The organism is Pseudomonas glycinis (assembly GCF_054871425.1).
Map to the genome: position 1 here is coordinate 227,896 of NZ_JBTYHF010000003.1, position 19,301 is coordinate 247,196.

The following is a 19,301-nucleotide window of genomic DNA, read 5'->3' on the forward strand; positions in this document are numbered from 1 at the left end:
CAAAAGATCGCAGCCTTCGGCAGCTCCTACAGGGAAATGCATTCCAAATGTAGGAGCTGCCGAAGGCTGCGATCTTTGTGCTTTGTCAGTTACAACTGCCCGTCACGATCGCGGAAGCCCAGCAGATACAACACACCATCCAGCCCCAGCGTTGAGATCGCCTGCTTCGCCGACTGCTTGACCAGCGGTTTGGCGCGGAACGCCACGCCCAGCCCGGCAATCGCCAGCATCGGCAAGTCGTTGGCGCCGTCGCCGACGGCAATGGTCTGCTCCAGACGCAGACCTTCCTTGTGCGCCAGTTCCTTGAGCAAGTCAGCCTTGCGCTGCGCATCGACAATCGGCTCGATCGCCACGCCGGTGCACTTGCCGTCGACCACTTCCAGCTCGTTGGCAAACACGTAATCGATGCCAAGCTTGGCTTGCAACTGCTTGGCGAAATAAGTGAAGCCGCCGGACAGGATGGCGGTTTTGTAGCCAAGGCGCTTGAGTTCGGCGAACAGGGTTTCGGCGCCTTCGGTCAGGCGCAGCGAAGCGCCGATCGAGTCGAGCACGCTGACGTCGAGGCCCTTGAGCAGCGCCAGACGCTCCTTGAAGCTGGCGCGGAAATCCAGTTCGCCGGCCATGGCGCGCTCGGTGATTTCCGAAACCCGGTCACCCACGCCGGCCGCCTTGGCCAGCTCATCGATGACTTCCGCTTCGATCAGCGTCGAGTCCATGTCGAACACGGCCAGACGCCGGTTGCGACGGAACAGCGAATCTTCCTGGAAGGCGATATCGACGTTCAATTCCTGGGCAACGCTGAGGAATTCGGCGCGCAAGGCCTGCGGATCGGCCGCTTCACCGCGCACGGAAAACTCGATGCAGCCCTTGCCCTTGTCGGCCGGTGTGTCCAGCGGCATGCGCCCCGACAGACGGTCGATATGGTCGATGTTCAGGCCATATTTGGCGGTGATGGCGCTGACCGCCTGCAACTGGCCGGCGGTGACCTTGCGCGTCAGCAGGGTAACGATATGGCGCTTCTTGCCCTGATTGCCCACCCATTGCTGGTAATCCTCTTCGGACACCGGGGTGAAACGCACTTGCTGATCCAGTTCGTAGCCCTTGAACAGGATGTCCTTGAGCACCGACTTGCCTTGTTCGGAATCGGGAATTTCAACCAGGATGCCGAACGACAGGGTGTCGTGGATCACCGCCTGACCGATGTCGAGAATGTTCACACCACCTTGTGCCAGAACACCGGTGATGGCCGCCGTCAGACCCGGACGGTCGACTCCCGTGATGTTAATCAGGACGATTTCGCGCAACGCGCACCCCCGCAACTGGAAAAAAACCGCATTCTACCCACTTTCAGTGACCATCGGGCACCGCGAGCGCTTTGCCGGTCTGGGGCCTGTCGCTATACTGCGCGTCAACTTCACGGACAAAGAGCCGAGCTCAAGTGAACCGGCCCACGCCAGTCAAAACCGATAACTTCTTCCTGCTGATCTTCCGTGCACTGCGCCATCGCCGTGTACCGATTGCATTGCGCATTGCCAGCCACAACGTGATCCTGGTCGCTCTGGCCCTGGTGATCTATGCCGGGGTGATGGGTCTGCAATTCAAGCAGGCCATGCACGAGCAGGCCGATGCGCTGGGCGAAAGCCTGACCACGCAGACCGCCACTTCCGCCACCGAACTGCTGGTGTCCAACGACATCCTCAGCCTCAACGTGCTGCTCAACAACCTGACCAAGAACAAACTGGTCGCCCACGCGGCGATCTACAGCGTGGACAACCGCATCCTCGCCGAGTCCGGTCAGCGTCCCAAGCACAGCCTGCTGGGCGAAGCGGAGGGCATGTACGAGAGCAAGATCACTTTTCAGGACGTGACGGCCGGGCAACTGCGCATCAGCCTGGACATGGATCAGTTCCAGCAGCCAATGACCATCAGCCTGCAAAGCATGGGCATTCTGAGCGCGATTCTGCTGGCACTGTCGCTGGCTCTGAGCCTGCGCATGGGCCGTTATCTGTCGACGCCACTGCTGCAATTGCGTGTGTGGCTGCGCCGCATCGACGCGCATACACCGGGCATCGATCGCCAGGATGAAATCGGCGATCTGGCGCGCCAGCTGCACGCCAGCTACGCCCCGGAACCTGAGCCTGAACCTGAACCCGAGCCGGAATTCGCCGAGGAAGAGGACGAGCCGGAATTCGAAGTGCGTAACCTGCGCGATCCAAGTTTCGACGAAAGCCGCCCGCTGGCCGCGAAGAAACCGGCGCCGCGTCACCTGGTCAGCACCGTCGAAGACGATGATGACGATGACGCCTTCGCCGACCTGCGCGACGAATCGCTGAACGGCGCCGCCCAACCGCTCACGCGCAAACCGAGCCCTGACGTTCCGCAGCATACCGCCGTACTGGCCGTGCAACTGGGTTCGCAGGAACAATTGCGCCGCTTGCCTCGCGCACGTCTGGAAGAGTTGCAGGAACGCTATCGCGACTGCCTCGAGCAGGCTGCTTCTCTGTATCAGGGCGAAATCGAAACCCTCAACGATGGCAGCACGCTGCTGCTGTTCCATACCGAAGATTGCGGCGACGACTACCTGACCAATGCCATCTGCTGCGGCGAATTGCTGCGTGCACTCGGCCACCAATTGCAGATCGAGGTCGCAGACAGCGGCATCACCCTGCAATTGCAGCTGGGCCTGACCTTGGGCGATGAGTTGTTCGGTCTGAGCCAGATTGATCTGCTGCTGACCGATTCGGCCCAGGATGCACTGGCCTTGTCGCAACACAGCCGCAATCTGCTACTGGTTGAACGCAAGATCAGCGATGACGCGTTGATCCGCCAGCGTGCGCGGATCCGGCCGATCGCCAGCCCTGAGGGCGCTTGCTGTGTGGAGCGGTTGATGGAGCCTTATCCGTCGATGCTGGAACGGCAACTGGCGCGGATGCATGAGCGCCGGGCGTAAGGCTTAGGCCAGATACGCAAAAGCCCGCAGATGAGTGATTGTCTGCGGGCTTTTTTGTGCGCGGTGTTATTGGAATCGTGCGCCCCCCTGAAAAGCCCCTCACCCTAGCCCTCTCCCGGAGGGAGAGGGGACCGACCGAGGTGTCTGGCGCCATATGTCGACCTGACAGATCTTGGCGATTATGGATTCACCTCCGCGCGTTCACGTCGGTGTAGCTCTCGAATATCCCCCAATCGGTCCCCTCTCCCTCCGGGAGAGGGTTAGGGTGAGGGGCTTTGGATCTTCCACCCCACCTCCAGACACAACAAAGCCCGCACAAGGCGGGCTCTGTTCTGACGCGTTCCAGCCTCAGAAGCGAAACACTTCCATATCGGTACGAATCGGCGAGGCCATTGGAATCTTCGGCTGCTTCTCGGCATCCGCCGCTGGCGCTGCGGGTTTCGGCGCGGCTTTACGCGGTGCCTCGGCCACGGGCGGCTGGTTGGCCAGTGGCTTGAGCGCCACCGACAACTGCTCGGCCAGACGCTGCAACAGAACCCCTTGTGCCTGCACCTGGGACGCGGTGCTGCCGGCATGCGTTTCCTGCAGGTGAATGATGCGGTTATCACGCACCTTGCCGCGACGATCGATCAACCGCCACTGCGCATCGAGAATCGCCGGCTGTTTTGCCCCGGAATCCAGACGGGTGATGGTCAGCAACACCTGCACATCGGGCGTGAACCCGGCGGTAGCAGGCGCCAGCACCACACGCTGGCTGTCCAGGTGACCGGCGACCTGACGCATCAGCAACTGATCGATATCCGACGAAAGGCTGCCAGCCCAACGACCGTCGGTCGCCGCTTGCAGGCTGCCGTCGGGTTGACGTTGCAGCAGGGTTTCGCGTTGCAGGTAATCGGCTACAACCACCGGCCCCAGCAAAACCGCCATGCCCGCGCTTTGCGCAGGCTGAACCGGACTTCCGCTGTCCAGTTGGTACAGCGACACCGGCTGGTGAACGCTGCAACCCGCCAGGCCAAAAACGCCGGCGAGCAACAAAATAAGGGGGCGTAGAGCAGTCATCATCCCGTCCAGGTGGCCGCCACAAGGCTGACCACAGTGAAAATACTCAATAAATATGAAGAACGCTCGGCCACGCCGGCGCTTGAAAGGCCATATCATCCGTGAATATGCGTTCCGACTCCAGCGCCAAAGCGTCGATCTACGCGTTTAATCGCAGATCGAACGCTCTAGGAAGGCGTTCTCGCCTAATTGAGGTTTTCGACGAGCAGCGCATCGACCCGTTGGAAGCCCCGCGGAAGTTTGTTTCCGCGCCGTCCACGCTCGCCTTTATAGTGCTCGAGGTCGTCGGCTTTCAGCGACAGGGTCCGTTTGCCAGCCTGCAATACCAGGGTGGCGCCTTCCGGCAGGACGGCGATGTCCGTGACATATTCTTCGCGACTGGCCACGCGCTCACCGGAAATACCGATGATCTTGTTGCCTTTGCCCTTACCCAATTGTGGCAGATCACTGATTTTGAAGATCAGCAGGCGACCTTCGGTCGTGACCGAGGCCAGCCAGTTCTGCTCACGATCGGCCACAGGGCGCGGTGCGATGACCTTGGCGTTGTTCGGCAAGCTCAACAGCGCTTTGCCGGCCTTGTTCTTCGCTTGCAGGTCTTCGCCTTTGACCACGAAGCCGTAACCGGCATCGGAGGCAATCACGTACAGCGCATCGTCTTCGGGCATCAGCACGCATTCGAACGAGGCGCCCGGTGGCGGCGTCAGACGGCCGGTCAAGGGTTCGCCCTGACCACGGGCCGACGGCAAGGTATGCGCGGCGACCGAATAGCTGCGGCCAGTGGAGTCGATGAACACGGCAAACTGGTTGGAGCGCCCCGCCGCCGAGGTCTTGAAGCCATCGCCGGCCTTGTACGACAGACCGGTGGCGTCGATGTCATGGCCCTTGGCCGAACGTACCCAGCCTTTTTCCGACAGCACGACAGTGACTTTCTCGTTCGGCAGCAGGTCGTGCTCGCTCAACGCCTTGGCTTCGGCGCGCTCGACGATTGGCGAGCGGCGGTCGTCGCCGTAGGTTTCGGCGTCTTTGAGCAGCTCGGTGCGCACCAGTTTCTTCAGCTTCGCTTCGCTGCCCAGCAGGGCTTGCAGCTTGGCTTGTTCCTTGAGCAGTTCGTCCTGCTCGTCGCGCAGCTTCATCTCTTCCAGTCGCGCCAACTGGCGCAAGCGGGTGTCGAGGATGTAGTCGGCCTGAATCTCGCTGAGGGCGAAACGCTCGATCAGCTTGGCTTTCGGATGCTCCTCGGTACGGATGATGTGAATCACTTCATCCAGGTTGAGGTAGGCGATCAGCAAACCGTCCAACAGGTGCAGGCGCCGTTCGACCTTGTCGAGGCGGAATTGCAGGCGGCGACGCACGGTCAGCACGCGGAATTCCAGCCATTCGACCAGCAGCGCACGGAGGTTTTTCAGCTGTGGCTTGCCGTCCAGACCGATGATGTTGACGTTGACCCGGTAGGTCGATTCCAGCTCGGTGCTGGCGAACAGGTGCTGCATCAGCGCTTCGTGATCGACGCGGCTATTGACCGGAATGATCACGATGCGGCACGGGTTTTCGTGGTCGGATTCGTCACGCAGATCGGCGATCTGCGGCGCTTTCGACGGTTTGGCCTGCATCAGCGCGGCGATCTGCTCAAGCACCTTGGCGCCGGAGACCTGATGCGGCAACGCGGTGACGATGATGTCGCCATCCTCGACGTGGTACACGGCGCGCATACGCACCGAGCCCTTGCCGGTCTCGTACATCTTCAGCAGGTCGGCACGCGGCGTGATGATTTCCGCTTCGGTCGGATAGTCCGGACCCTGAATGTGTTCGCAGAGCTGTTCGACCGTGGCTTTCGGCTCATCGAGCAAGCGTACGCAGGCGGTGGCGACTTCGCGCAGGTTGTGCGGCGGTACGTCGGTGGCCATGCCCACGGCAATACCCGTGGTGCCGTTGAGCAGAATATTCGGCAGGCGCGCCGGCAACACCAGCGGTTCCTGCAGGGTGCCGTCGAAGTTCGGCCCCCAGTCAGCGGTGCCCTGGCCCAGCTCGCTGAGCAGCACTTCGGAATAGCGCGACAGCCGCGCTTCGGTGTAACGCATGGCGGCGAAGGACTTCGGATCGTCCGGCGCACCCCAGTTGCCCTGGCCGTCGACCAGCGTGTAGCGATAGCTGAACGGCTGCGCCATCAGCACCATCGCTTCGTAGCACGCCGAGTCGCCGTGGGGGTGGAACTTGCCGAGCACGTCACCGACGGTACGCGCCGATTTCTTGTGCTTGGAATCAGCGTCCAGCCCCAGCTCGCTCATGGCGTAGACGATACGCCGCTGTACCGGTTTCAGGCCGTCGCCGATATGCGGCAAGGCACGGTCCATGATCACGTACATGGAGTAGTTGAGGTAGGCATTTTCGGTGAAGTCAGCCAGCGAGCGGCGTTCTACACCGTCCAGGCTGAGATCAAGGGAGTCGCTCATGCGGGCCTCATCGGTTCGTTGTCTGGCGCAGCAGCATGGTGCCACCGCGCTGGGTAAATTCAAGTCTGTTCAAGGCGCTCATGCCGAGCAGCACCTGATCGCCATGCAGCCCCGGCGCCACCAGTGCGCGGACATCCCGCAGGACGATGTCGCCCAATTGCAGGCGGGCAATCTTCGTTCGATAGCCCTGGCTCAGGCCGTTGGCCGTACTCAGGGTCACGCCGAAACCTTCTTGCAGCTTCAAACGCTTGGCCAGATCCGCCGGGATCGCCACATCAGTGGCGCCGGTATCGAGCATGAACTCGACCGGCTCACCGTTGATCTGACCGCTGGCGACAAAATGCCCTTGGGCATTGCTCGCCAGTTTCACTTCGATAAAACCTTCGCCCTGCTCTGACGTAACCACGATGTTCGGATTCTGCTGGCGCTGTTCCCACTGACCGAAAAACCGCGTCGCGAGAAACAGCGCCGCGCACCAGGCGAGAATCATCAACACCCGACCGGCACGCTTGCCCGGCGGTTGCTGGCTCATGGCCTGGCACTCCAGCCACCGTCCGGCGCGGCAAAGCGCCAGACCACCGGGCGGACTTCGCCATCAGCACGCGGGCCAAAATTGTTGTCGACGCCGATCCACGCACCTTCGGCATCAATGATCAGCGCTTCCTCCAGTCCGTAGTTCTGCGAGTAGCGACGTTTTTCCTGCAACAGTTCGCCGGCATACGACCAGCACTGCTCGACCTTGGCCGTCTGCGCATCGCGACGACAAATCTCGAACGCGTTGCGTTCAAGGGTAAACAGCTTGCCGTTGAACAAGGAAATGTCGGAAAAGTCGCGATGAACCGCTTTCGCCTTGGGAAACTGTGGCGGCTGCATTTCCTTGCCGCCCTCACTGAGCAGCACGCAGCGACCGTCACAATCCCACACCGTCTGCTGGCGCTTGATCAGCAGCAAACCGCGCTTTTGCCGTTCGGCGGCCAGCCATATCTGATCACCGGCCGGGTTGATCGCCAGGCCCTCGAAGATCGAGTTGAACTTCAGCAGCAGGCCGCTCGCCCGCGCTTCGCGAACCAGCAGCGGCGAGATTTTCAGCCAGTTCGCCGGGCCACTGACCGGCACCTGCAACACCGCCGCATGGGCCTCACTGACGATGTAGCGATTGCCTACGCTGTCGCAACTGATGCCTTCGAAATCCAGATCGCCCCCACGAATGAACGACGCCGCCCAGGTACGCGAACTCAAACCCCACGGCAAGCCGCTCTCGGGCACGGGCGGCACGTCGATGTGCACGGTTTGCGCCTGCCAGACCGGATCGCGGGTATCGAGCCGATAGATCTGCTCGTCATCGCGATCGGAAACCGTCCACAGCTCATTGCCGCACATGGCCAGACCCGACAGGTTACCGCCGCGCATGCCTTCGACCGGGTGTTCGGAAAGCAGCCGCAATTGTTGCAGCGGCTCGGCCGACACGCTTAGCGCACTCAGCAGCAACGCACCCGCCAAGGCCCAACCAAACTGCATCAGGCCAGCACCTCGGCGAGGTTGCCTTTGGATTCCAGCCAGGATTTGCGGTCACCAGCGCGTTTCTTCGCCAGCAGCATGTCCATCATTTCCGAGGTTTCGGCGAAGTCTTCGCCCAGCGTCAACTGCACCAGACGCCGGGTGTTCGGGTCCATGGTGGTTTCACGCAGTTGCGGCGGGTTCATTTCGCCCAGACCCTTGAATCGGGTGACCTGCGGCTTGCCGCGTTTCTTCTCGGCCACCAGGCGATCGAGAATACCGTCGCGCTCGGCCTCGTCGAGGGCGTAGTAGATTTCTTTGCCGAGGTCGATGCGGTACAGCGGCGGCATCGCCACATAGACGTGACCGGCATCCACCAGCGGGCGGAAGTGCTGGACGAACAGCGCACACAACAAAGTGGCGATGTGCAGACCGTCGGAGTCGGCGTCGGCGAGGATGCAGATCTTGCCGTAGCGCAGCTGGCTCATGTCCGCCGCGCCAGGATCGACGCCGATGGCCACGGCGATGTTGTGCACTTCCTGGCTGGCGAGCACTTCGCTGCCGTCGACTTCCCAGGTGTTGAGGATCTTGCCGCGCAACGGCAGGATCGCCTGGAACTCCTTGTCCCGCGCCTGTTTGGCCGAACCGCCGGCGGAGTCACCCTCGACCAGGAACAGCTCGGAACGCATCGGGTCCTGCCCGGCGCAGTCAGCCAGTTTGCCCGGCAATGCCGGGCCTTGAGTGACGCGTTTGCGCTCGACTTTCTTGCTCGCCTTGAGGCGGCGGCCAGCGTTATTGATTGCCAGTTCGGCCAGCGCCAGACCGGTTTCCGGGTTGGCGTTGAGCCACAGGCTGAAAGCGTCTTTCACTACTCCGGAGACGAACGCCGCCGCTTCACGGGAAGACAGACGCTCTTTGGTCTGGCCGGAGAATTGCGGTTCCTGCATTTTCATCGACAAGACGAAAGCGATGCGCTCCCAGACGTCTTCCGGCGCCAGCTTCACGCCGCGCGGCAGCAGGCTGCGGAACTCGCAGAACTCGCGCATCGCGTCGAGCAGACCCTGACGCAGCCCGTTGACGTGCGTGCCGCCCTGCGCGGTCGGGATCAGGTTGACGTAGCTTTCCTGCACCGCGTCGCCACCTTCCGGCAGCCACAGCAGCGCCCAGTCGACCGCTTCCTTGTTACCGGCGAAGGCGCCGCAGAACGGCTCGTTCGGCAGACGTTCGAACTCGCTGACCGCATCGACCAGATAAGAGCGCAGGCCGTCTTCGTAATGCCACTCGACTTTCTCGCCGGTGCCTTTGTCTTCGAAGCTGACCAGCAGCCCCGGGCACAACACAGCCTTGGCCTTGAGCACGTGCTTGAGGCGGCTGATGGAGAATTTCGGTGAGTCGAAGTATTTCGGGTCCGGCGCGAAGTACACGCTGGTGCCGGTGTTGCGCTTGCCGACGGTGCCGACGATTTCCAGCTCGGACGCCTTGAAGCCGTCCTTGAAGGTCATCTGGTATTCGTTGCCGTCACGTTTGACCCGTACGCGCACTTCGGTCGACAGCGCGTTGACCACGGAAATACCCACCCCGTGCAAGCCGCCGGAGAACTGGTAGTTCTTGTTGGAGAACTTGCCGCCCGCATGCAGCTTGGTGAGGATCAGCTCGACGCCGGACACACCCTCTTCCGGGTGAATGTCGACCGGCATGCCACGGCCGTCGTCGCTGACTTCCAGCGAATGGTCGGCGTGCAGGATGACCTGCACCGATTTAGCGTGGCCGGCCAGGGCTTCGTCGACGCTGTTGTCGATGACTTCCTGGGCGAGGTGGTTAGGCCGACTGGTGTCGGTGTACATGCCGGGGCGTTTGCGCACCGGGTCGAGGCCCGAGAGGACTTCGATGGCGTCGGCGTTATAAGAACTAGCGCTGGGAGTGGCCATAAGGTCTCGTCGTCAGTCATTCATGAAAGAGGGGCAAGACTTCACAGCGTGGTGAAATCGATTGCCTGATACATATCGGCAGCCATGCCGGCAAAACTCAGCAACGCCGGCAATTGCCCGGCAAAGCCCTGGAAACTGTGGTCGCCGCCAGCCTGGATGCGCAAGGCACAGGCGCGGTAATACTGTTGGGCGAGGCGATAATCCAGCGTTTCGTCGCCGGTTTGCAACCAGACCTGATAGCGCTGCGGATCCTGCGGTGGTGGCACTTCCAGTTCGGCCAGCGCCGTGACGTGGTCGTGGGTCAGTTCCCAGGTTTCATCGGTGTAGAGGTTCTGCTGCGTGCCCAGATAACCATCGAACATTCGGTGCGGGCTGACCGCCGGGTTGACCAGCAGGGCTTTCAGGCCATGGCGCTCGGCCAGGTGAGTCGCATAGTAGCCGCCGAGCGAACTTCCCACCAGCAACGGCCGGCCCAGCTCGGCGATTGCCTGCTCGAGCTGACCGATGGCTTCGCGCGGATGGTGATGCAGCGCCGGCACGCGCAATTGCTCGCTCAAACCCAGCCGCTCCATGACCGCGACCAGCTGACAAGCCTTCTTTGAGGCCGGCGCGCTGTTGAAACCGTGGATATAGAGGATCGAACCGGACATTTGAGCTCCCTGGCTGTCGGCGAAAGATAGCGGAGTTTACAGGGAGAAGGACCGGGATTGGGGGTGGGTTCAATAAATTGGTGTGACAGCACAAGCTGCCCTCACCCTAACCCTCTCCCGGAGGGAGAGGGAACCGACTGGGGGATATTCGAGAGCTACACCGACCTGAACGTTATGCTGCGAATCCATAATCGATATCGCTGTTTCAGGCCGATGCACAGCCAAAGACACCGAGGTCGGCCCCCTCTCCCTCTGGGAGAGGGCTGGGGTGAGGGTCTTTGATTGTCAGTTCAGTAACCGTTGGAGCCGTAATCGACTGTGAACTCGAAGTCGGTGACTCTTTCGACGCCCGTTTCCAATTTCCCGTCCGGCAACAACCGCAGCCAGCGATACCCCGGCGCCTGCTCGCCCACTTTGAAATCCGCACTGCCCGGCTCGAACTGGATGCACGTCGAAGGCGAGGCCATCAAGCGCACGCCATTGCGCTCGCGATCGATTTCCTGATGCACATGCCCCCATAACACCGCGCGAACCTGTGGGAAGCGATCCAGCACCTCAAAGAACGCTTCCGGGTTGCGCAGGCCGATCGGCTCCATCCACGCGCAGCCGATCGACACCGGATGATGATGCAGGCACACCAGATGATGACGCTCCGGCGCCTCGCTCAGCGCGCGGGCCAGCAGTTGCAATTGATCATCCTGCAGATAGCCCGGCACCGAACCCGGCACCGCCGAATCCAGCATCGTCACCCGCCAATTGCCGATATCGACTACCGATTCGAGCAAGGTGCTCTGCACCGCCGCCTCGGCCATGACCATCGGCTCGTCGTGATTGCCGGGAATCCAGCGCGCCGGGGCATTGATCTGCGCGCTCATCTGGCGGAAGGCCTGATACGACTCCAGCGTGCCGTCTTGGGAAATATCTCCGGTCGCCAGCAGCAGATCGATCTGCGCCTGTTGCGCCAACACCAGGTCGATGACCCTTTGCAGGCTCTCGCGGGTCTTCATGCCCAGCAGCGTGCCGTCCGCCTCGGCGAACAGGTGGCTGTCGGACAACTGCACCAGCAGCGCCGGGTCGGCGCTGGTCAATGTCGATACGCTGGGCAAGGCGCTCTCCCGGGGCTAAGCACGCAATGGATGGGTGCGGCAATTATGCTGGGGGATGACAAAAAGGGGAAACCGCCGAAGCGGACGCAGTTCACAACTAGCGAACGACTTCGTACTCGTGCCCCAACGCCAGACAATGACTCAGCCATTCGCCCAGAAACACATTGAGCTGGGCCTTTTCATCGGGCTGGTGCATGGCGGCGTTCGGATAAGGATAGATGCCGCGAAAGCGTCGTGCATGTTCGGCGCTGACCACTTCGGCCATGCGCGCGTCGTGGTAGACCTGCACTTCCAGTTGCGGCACCGGCAACCATGGCAGGCTGTGCTCCTGGCGTACCTGCAAGGTCGTGGTGTACGGGCAGGTCTGCAGCACTTCGAGGGCGAGCACGCCGAGCATCTGCTCGCCCTGGGTCACGGCGATACGCCGCGCCTCGGGTTCGTTGCGCATGTCCGGCAGCAGTCGCATCAGGCGCGCGTAGTTGGCCTCGCAGGCGGCTTGCAGCCCTACGAGGTCAACCCGATAACGATCGCGCAGCTTGTTTACGACCATAGCCCCCTCACTTCGGCGCGGTTCAGCGCCAGCCACTGCAAGGCGATGATGCTCGCCGCGTTGGCAATCCGTCCATCACGCACGGCCTGCAAGGCATCTTCAAAGGCCCAGACCGTTACGCGAATGTCTTCGGCCTCTTCTTCCAGCCCGTGCAGACCGCCGACACCGTCGGTGCTGCAACGCCCCAGATACAAATGCACGAATTCGTTGCTGCCACCCGGCGATGGGAAGTACTTGGTCATCGGCCACAACGCCTTGATGTCCAGCCCAGCTTCCTCCTGCGCCTCGCGGTGAGCAACTTCTTCCGGTTGCTCATCCTTGTCGATCAGACCGGCGACCAGTTCGACCAGCCACGGGTTGTCGGCCTTGCCCATGGCGCCGACACGAAACTGCTCGATCAGCACCACTTCATCGCGCTGCGGATCGTAAGGCAGGACGCACACGGCATCGTGGCGCACGAAGATTTCCCGGTTGATCTCGCGGCTCATGCCACCGGCGAACAACTCATGGCGCAAGTGCACACGGTCGAGCTTGTAGAAGCCCTCGTAGCATTTTTCGCGCCGCACGATATCGACGGCGGTCGGAATGGCGTTGGCAAAGTCAGTCATGATCATCCTCTTTACTGCATATCCTTTACGAGATTTCCATGTACAACCGGCAACCTCGACTTCGCGCCATCCTAACGCGCCCGCACCGTTTGATGCAGCCCCTTTACCGTCAGCGGGATGGACGGTGAAGCTGAAACACACTCTAATCAGCTTAGTGGCGAACTGACTGCTTCGTTGAGAGTCGAAGCGGTAACTTTTTTGCCTTCCCCTGCTTTCGAAAGGACGCCCATGTCGCTTTTCAAAATTGCCTCTGTGGCCGCTATTGCCCTTACTCTGGGCGCCTGTGCCAGTCTGTTCCAGCCCAACTATCGCACGCCGCTGGAAACCACCCGCGACGCCTCGGAACAACTCAAACCCGGCTGTTCCAATCCCGATTGCCCGCTGGTGAACATCGACACCCTGCGCTTCCCGGACGAGCCGGCACTGGACGGCATCATCGAAAAACGTCTGCTGCAAATGACCCGCACCGAGAAGAACGCACCCGTAGCGCCAACCCTGGCCGCCTACCGCGAGCAGTTCCTGGCCAGCGCCGGCCCGCGCAACAGCAGCTATCTGCAAGCGAAAGTACGCGAGCAGCATGACGGACTGGTGATCATCGAGCTGTCGAGCTACCTCGACACCGGCGGCGCCCACGGCACGCCGGGTCGCGGTTTCATCAACTATTCGCGCCAGCAGCACAAGGTGCTGAATCTCTCCGACATGTTGCTGCCGGGTCAGGAAGAGGCGTTCTGGAAAGCCGCGCAAGTGGCGCACAACAGTTGGCTGATCAGCACCAAGCTCGATCAGGAGGCGGAATTCGTCGCGAACTGGCCGTTCGTGAAAACCCCGCACGTGGCGCTGACCTACGGTGGCGTGATCCTCAAGTACGACGTGACCACCATCGCGCCCTATGCGCTGGGCCACGTCGAACTGAAGATTCCCTACCCGCGCCTGAACGGCATTCTCAAGCCTGAGCTGTTTCCCGGCCGTAACTGAAGGCCCGGCCCAGCACCAGTTGCAACAGCCCTGCCAGCACCAGCGCCGGCAGGGTTGCGCCGACATCCGGATACAGATTCGCCAGCAAGTGGTAAGTGCTCACGCCACCCAGCCACGCCAGCAACGCCGGCCAGCGCAATGCGGCTGAGGCGACCTGAGCACTGCGTTTGCGCAAGATGAAGTGATCCACCAGCACCACGCCGAACAGCGGCGCGAACACCGAGCCGATCAACAGCAGGAAATTCTGGTACTGCGCCAACGGCGCCAGCAGTGCGATCAGCGTGCAGATCACGCCGATGGCCAAGGCCAGGTGTTCGACTTTCAGACGCAACAGAATCCCGCTCGAGACCGCTGCCGAATGTATATCGGCAAAAGCGTTTTCCGACTCGTCAAGCAGAATCAGCAACAGCGGAATGCCCAGACCGGCGCCAGCCAAGGCCAGCAGCAGCGCATTGACTTCACCGCTCGGCGCAAACGCCAGGGTGTAGGCCACGCCAAGGCTCATCAGCCAGAAGTTGCCGATGAAGAAACCCACAGCCGTGCCACCGAAAACATTCTTCGCGCGCTTGCCGAAACGCGAGTAGTCGGCAATCAGCGGCAGCCACGACAGTGGCATGGCGATAGCAATGTCGAAGCCTACGGCGAACGGCATCGAACCGTCACCGGCGCGCGCCCACAGCGCCACGAGGTCGGCTTTGGCGAACAGGTTCCAGGTCAGCCACAGGCACGCGGCGAGCAGCAGCCAGATGCCCCACTTGCGCAGAATCTGCCGCACGAACGTCAACGGCCCGCTCACCGCGAGCAAGGTCGCCAGCGCACTGAAGAACAGCGTCCACAGAATCGGATTGGCCCACAGCGAACCTTCGCTGAAGGCGCGGGTGCCGAGCAGGCTGGCGGCATCGCGCATGACGATGATTTCGAACGAGCCCCAGCCGATCAGTTGCAGCAGATTGAGCAGCGCCGGCAGGCTCGCGCCTTTGCTGCCGAGGCTGAGTTTCAGCGCCGCCATCGATGACAGGCCGGTGTCGCTGCCGATCACGCCGACGGCGGCCAGCAATAGCACGCCGACGAGCGTGCCGAGGAAGATCGCCAGCAAAGAACCGGACAGGCCCAGGCCCGGCGCGAGTAATGCGCCGGTCTGCAAAACCATCAGGCCGATGCCGAGGGAGAACCACAGGGAAAACAGATCGCGACCGCCGAAGACACGCTTTTCAGCGGGCACGGCAAGGTCGGGGGAATAAGTGCCGGGTTGAATGCTCAAGGGTGTTATCTCAAAGAGGAGCAGGAAAAAGCTGCAAGCGGCAAGCCGCAAGTTAAAAGCGGTACGCGGACAGCTTCTAATCTTGCAGCTTGCCGCTTGCCGCTTGCAGCTTGTTGTGATCGTTCCCACGCTCTGCGTGGGAATGCCTCTAGGGACGCTCCGCGTCCAGTGACGCGGAGCGTCACGGGCTGCATTCCCACGCGGAGCGTGGGAACGATCAGTACGGGGTCAAACTTTCTTGTACAGCTGACTGCCTTCCTGTTTGAACCGCTCGGCCTGCTCAGCTAGCCCCTTGGCGACGTCCACATCGACCGCGTCGATGCGCTGGTTGGCCGCATACTCGCGGACTTCCTGGGTGATCTTCATCGAGCAGAATTTCGGCCCGCACATCGAGCAGAAATGCGCGACCTTGGCCGAGTCCTTCGGCAGGGTTTCGTCGTGATAGGAACGTGCGGTGTCCGGGTCCAGGCCGAGGTTGAACTGGTCTTCCCAGCGGAATTCGAAACGCGCCTTGCTCAGTGCGTTATCACGGATCTGCGCGCCCGGGTGTCCCTTGGCCAGGTCCGCTGCGTGCGCGGCGATCTTGTAAGTGATGATCCCGGTCTTCACGTCATCCTTGTTCGGCAGGCCCAGGTGCTCCTTCGGCGTCACGTAGCAGAGCATCGCGCAACCGAACCAGCCGATCATCGCCGCGCCGATACCCGAGGTGATGTGGTCGTAGCCCGGAGCGATGTCGGTAGTCAGCGGGCCGAGGGTGTAGAACGGCGCCTCGTCGCAGCATTCGAGCTGCTTGTCCATGTTCTCTTTGATCAACTGCATCGGCACGTGGCCCGGGCCTTCGATCATGCATTGCACGTCGTGCTTCCAGGCGATCTTGGTCAGCTCGCCGAGGGTTTCCAGTTCGCCGAATTGCGCTTCGTCGTTGGCGTCGGCAATCGAGCCCGGACGCAGGCCATCGCCCAGCGAGAAGCTGACGTCGTAGGCCTTCATGATTTCGCAGATTTCGTCGAAGTGGGTGTAGAGGAAGTTCTCTTTGTGGTGCGCCAGGCACCACTTGGCCATGATCGAACCGCCACGGGAGACGATGCCGGTGACGCGTTTGGCGGTCAGCGGTACGTAGCGCAGGAGCACGCCGGCGTGAATGGTGAAGTAGTCGACGCCCTGCTCGGCCTGTTCGATGAGGGTGTCGCGGAACAACTCCCAGGTCAGGTCTTCAGCGACGCCGTTGACCTTCTCCAGCGCCTGATAGATCGGCACGGTACCGATCGGCACCGGCGAGTTACGAATGATCCACTCACGGGTTTCGTGAATGTGTTTGCCAGTGGACAGGTCCATCACCGTGTCCGAGCCCCAGCGAATGCCCCAAGTCAGCTTCGCCACTTCTTCTTCGATCGAAGAACCCAGGGCGCTGTTGCCGATGTTGCCGTTGATCTTCACCAGGAAGTTACGGCCGATGATCATCGGTTCCAGTTCGACGTGGTTGATGTTGGCCGGAATGATCGCGCGACCACGGGCGATTTCTTCGCGGACGAATTCAGGGGTGATTTCTTGCGGAATGCTTGCGCCGAAGCTGTGACCGGCGTGTTGCTGCTTGAGCAGGCCGGCCGCGCGCGCTTCTTGCAGCTTCATGTTTTCGCGGATGGCGACGTATTCCATCTCGGCAGTGATGATGCCTTTGCGCGCGTAGTGCATCTGGCTGACGTTGGCCCCGGCCTTGGCGCGGCGCGGGTTGTTGACGTGGGCGAAGCGCAGTTTGGTCAGTTCGGCATCGGCCAGACGCTGCTGGCCGAAGTTCGAACTCAGGCCCGGCAGGCGCTCGGTATCGCCACGGTCATCGATCCACGCTGAACGCACATCGGCCAGACCTTTGCGCACATCGATGACCACGTTCGGGTCGGTGTACGGGCCGGAGGTGTCGTAGACCGTGACCGGCGCATTGATCTCGCCGCCGAAATCGGTCGGGGTTACATCGAGGCTGATTTCGCGCATCGGCACGCGGATGTCCGGGCGCGAGCCCTGAACGTAGATTTTTTGCGAACGGGTGAACGGCTTGACCGATTGCTCGTCGACCTTGGCCGAGTCACTCAGGTTGATCGCGTTTTTTTCTTTTGTTGTCATCACGGGCTCTCCAGACAGCATCCAGCAGTGGATTGTCGGAGCAGAACCTGAAAGGCACGGACGCACCAGGACCGGTGCTGTGCATTCGTCATGGCGTTCGATTGTCGAACAATATCCCGGACGAAGCACAAGAGGACTCGCCGGGTGACGAGAAATCTTGTTCCCTACGCAGGCGCTAACCTGATCAGGTTCAACGGGATCCGAAATTATTCGATCTCAGCCTCATAGCAAGGCACCCCGACAAGAACCCGGCCAGTCTAGACACAACCATCAAGGAACGCCAACACCGCAGCGAACGCCATGATGAATGGCGTAAATACCCAGGCTGGCCGATTGTTGCCGGAGCAATGCGCAACTACACTCGCTGGGCCTGCTCAGCCTTGACGCTGTGCGGGCTGCGCCTTACCTTTGGCGCCCGGATTACTTCCATAATATTCATGCTAGGGATCGCCTCATGCTGCGCAAACTTTCATTGGCTGTTGCCGTGTCCTGTGCGTCCAACACAATGGCCTGGGCAGCGGAAGCACCCTTGTCGACCAAAACCGATCTGGTCAGCGTCTATCAGGAAGCGGTCGACAACAACGCCGACCTCGCCGCGGCCCGCGCCCAGTATGGCGCGCAGAAAGAAGTGGTGCCCCAGGCCCGCGCCGGTCTGCTGCCGAACCTGTCCGGTGGCGCCGAAGTTGCTGACGTGCGCACCTCGATCGACCAACCCTCGGCCATCGCCAACCGCAGCGCGCATTCCTATCAGGCGACCCTCGCGCAGCCGCTGTTCCGCGCCGATCGCTGGTTCCAGTATCAAGCGGCGAAGGACGTCAACGAGCAGGCCGCTCTGCAGCTGTCGGCCACCGAGCAGAACCTGATCCTGCAGAGCGCTGAAAGCTACTTCAACGTGCTGCGCAGCCAGGACAATCTGGCCTCGACCAAGGCTGAAGAAGCGGCGTTCAAACGTCAGCTCGATCAGTCCAACGAGCGCTTCGATGTCGGCCTTTCGGACAAGACTGACGTGCTGCAATCGCAAGCCAGTTACGACACCGCGCGAGCCAACCGCATCGTCGCCCAGCGTCAGGTCGATGATGCGTTTCAGGCGTTGATCACCCTGACCAACCGTCAGTACAACTCGATTCAGGGCATCGTTCATACGCTACCGATCCTGCCGCCGGCGCCCAACGATGCGAAATCCTGGGTCGACACGGCGGCGCGGCAGAACCTCAATCTGCTCGCCAGCAACTACGCGGTCAGCTCTGCCGAGCAGACACTCAAGCAGCGCAAGGCCGGCCACTTGCCGACCCTCGACGCCGTGGCGAAATACGAGAAAGGCGACAACGACGCCCTCGGCTTTGCCAACCCCAACTCGTTCGGCGCGCCTTATGGCGGCAACGTCGAGCAGAGCACCCTGGGCCTGCAACTGAACATCCCGATCTACAGCGGCGGGCTGACCAGTTCGCAAGTGCGTCAGTCCTATGCGCAACTGGATCAGAGCGAACAGCAGCGCGAATCGCTGCGCCGGCAAGTGGTGGAAAACACCCGCAATCTGCACCGCGCGGTGAACACAGACGTCGAGCAGGTGCAGGCGCGCCGCCAGTCGATCATCTCCAACCAGAGCGCGGTGGAAGCCACGGAAATCGGTTATCAGGTCGGCACACGCAACATCGTCGACGTGCTCGACGCGCAGCGCCAGCTGTACACCTCGGTGCGCAACTACAACAACACCCGCTACGACTACATCCTCGACAACCTGCGCCTGAAGCAGGCGGCGGGGACGCTGAACCCGGGTGACCTGGAAGACCTGCGGCGTTATCTGAAAGCCGACTACAACCCGGACAAGGATTTCCTGCCACCGGATCTGGCGTCGGCGGCCGAGGCGCAGCTCAAGGCCCGGCCATAAACAATCTGGAATGAATCCCCTGTGGTGAGGGGATTTATTCCCGATCGGCTGCGCAGCAGTCGCAATAGCGGTGGACACGGTTTTTCTGAATGACCGTGTTGAATAGTTTGGGGCTGCTTCGCAACCCAGCGGGGATAAATCCCCTCGCCACAGTAAGGCCCGGCCATAAGCAATCTGGAATGAATCCCCTGTGGTGAGGGGATTTATCCCCGTCCGGCTGCGCAGCAGTCGTAAATCCTGCTGGCCAGATCTGCCTGAATC

The 19,301-nt window shown here is 61.4% G+C and carries 15 protein-coding genes and 1 riboswitch; of the genes, 3 read left to right on the plus strand and 12 right to left on the minus strand.

What is annotated here, in order from left to right; translation table 11 throughout:
* Positions 1-89: 89 nt before the first annotated feature.
* A complete protein-coding gene (serB, locus tag ACYSTU_RS08665) occupies positions 90-1,304 on the minus strand; it encodes a phosphoserine phosphatase SerB (RefSeq protein ID WP_016771966.1) in 1,215 nt (404 codons plus the stop codon).
* Between the two features lie 134 nt (positions 1,305-1,438).
* Between serB and ACYSTU_RS08670 the strand changes: the two genes are divergently transcribed.
* Complete coding sequence (locus ACYSTU_RS08670; protein ID WP_110644890.1) at positions 1,439-2,950, plus strand: AhpA/YtjB family protein; 1,512 nt, start codon at positions 1,439-1,441, stop codon at positions 2,948-2,950.
* A 348-nt stretch (positions 2,951-3,298) separates the two neighbouring features.
* Here ACYSTU_RS08670 and ACYSTU_RS08675 read toward each other — a convergent pair whose 3' ends face one another.
* The 9 genes from ACYSTU_RS08675 to ACYSTU_RS08715 all read right to left on the minus strand — a co-directional run bounded on the left by ACYSTU_RS08675 (position 3,299) and on the right by ACYSTU_RS08715 (position 12,798).
* Positions 3,299-4,009, minus strand: coding sequence for a PqiC family protein (locus ACYSTU_RS08675; RefSeq protein ID WP_498997495.1), 711 nt, complete (start codon positions 4,007-4,009; stop codon positions 3,299-3,301).
* 185 nt (positions 4,010-4,194) lie between these two features.
* Positions 4,195-6,459 (minus strand): DNA topoisomerase IV subunit A, encoded by a 2,265-nt coding sequence (gene parC, locus ACYSTU_RS08680; RefSeq protein WP_024011349.1) that lies wholly within the window; start codon positions 6,457-6,459, stop codon positions 4,195-4,197.
* Positions 6,460-6,466: 7 nt separating this feature from the next.
* Positions 6,467-6,991, minus strand: a complete 525-nt coding sequence (locus ACYSTU_RS08685) for a retropepsin-like aspartic protease family protein (RefSeq protein ID WP_024011348.1) — start codon at positions 6,989-6,991, stop codon at positions 6,467-6,469.
* On the minus strand, positions 6,988-7,977 hold the full coding sequence (locus ACYSTU_RS08690; protein ID WP_123443957.1) for an esterase-like activity of phytase family protein: 990 nt from the start codon (positions 7,975-7,977) through the stop codon (positions 6,988-6,990). Before ACYSTU_RS08690 ends, ACYSTU_RS08685 begins: the two co-directional genes overlap by 4 nt.
* Entirely contained in the window at positions 7,977-9,884 is a 1,908-nt protein-coding gene (parE, locus tag ACYSTU_RS08695; protein WP_024011346.1) for a DNA topoisomerase IV subunit B, read from the minus strand. Before parE ends, ACYSTU_RS08690 begins: the two co-directional genes overlap by 1 nt.
* Positions 9,885-9,925: 41 nt before the next feature.
* On the minus strand, positions 9,926-10,534 hold the full coding sequence (locus ACYSTU_RS08700) for a YqiA/YcfP family alpha/beta fold hydrolase (protein ID WP_016771970.1): 609 nt from the start codon (positions 10,532-10,534) through the stop codon (positions 9,926-9,928).
* A 290-nt stretch (positions 10,535-10,824) separates the two neighbouring features.
* Positions 10,825-11,640 carry a 3',5'-cyclic-AMP phosphodiesterase gene (gene cpdA / locus ACYSTU_RS08705; protein ID WP_498997500.1) on the minus strand — a complete coding sequence of 272 codons (816 nt, stop codon included), beginning with the start codon at positions 11,638-11,640 and terminating at the stop codon, positions 10,825-10,827.
* A gap of 97 nt (positions 11,641-11,737) precedes the next feature.
* Complete coding sequence (locus ACYSTU_RS08710; protein WP_016771972.1) at positions 11,738-12,190, minus strand: DUF1249 domain-containing protein; 453 nt, start codon at positions 12,188-12,190, stop codon at positions 11,738-11,740.
* A complete protein-coding gene (locus ACYSTU_RS08715; RefSeq protein ID WP_024011344.1) occupies positions 12,181-12,798 on the minus strand; it encodes an NUDIX domain-containing protein in 618 nt (205 codons plus the stop codon). The genes ACYSTU_RS08710 and ACYSTU_RS08715 overlap by 10 nt, the downstream gene beginning before the upstream one ends.
* Positions 12,799-13,026: 228 nt before the next feature.
* Here ACYSTU_RS08715 and ACYSTU_RS08720 point away from each other — a divergent pair, with 228 nt between their 5' ends.
* Positions 13,027-13,773, plus strand: a complete 747-nt coding sequence (locus ACYSTU_RS08720; protein WP_016771974.1) for an RsiV family protein — start codon at positions 13,027-13,029, stop codon at positions 13,771-13,773.
* Here ACYSTU_RS08720 and cytX read toward each other — a convergent pair.
* The gene (cytX, locus tag ACYSTU_RS08725; protein WP_264364429.1) at positions 13,742-15,034 is read right to left on the minus strand and encodes a putative hydroxymethylpyrimidine transporter CytX; all 1,293 of its coding nucleotides are present in this window, start codon (positions 15,032-15,034) and stop codon (positions 13,742-13,744) included. The genes ACYSTU_RS08720 and cytX overlap by 32 nt on opposite strands.
* A gap of 228 nt (positions 15,035-15,262) precedes the next feature.
* A complete protein-coding gene (thiC, locus tag ACYSTU_RS08730; protein WP_130902885.1) occupies positions 15,263-17,152 on the minus strand; it encodes a phosphomethylpyrimidine synthase ThiC in 1,890 nt (629 codons plus the stop codon).
* Between the two features lie 144 nt (positions 17,153-17,296).
* Positions 17,297-17,402: riboswitch (TPP riboswitch) on the minus strand.
* 204 nt (positions 17,403-17,606) lie between these two features.
* Here thiC and ACYSTU_RS08735 point away from each other — a divergent pair.
* Positions 17,607-19,040, plus strand: a complete 1,434-nt coding sequence (locus tag ACYSTU_RS08735) for a TolC family outer membrane protein (protein ID WP_016771977.1) — start codon at positions 17,607-17,609, stop codon at positions 19,038-19,040.
* Positions 19,041-19,301 lie beyond the last annotated feature (261 nt).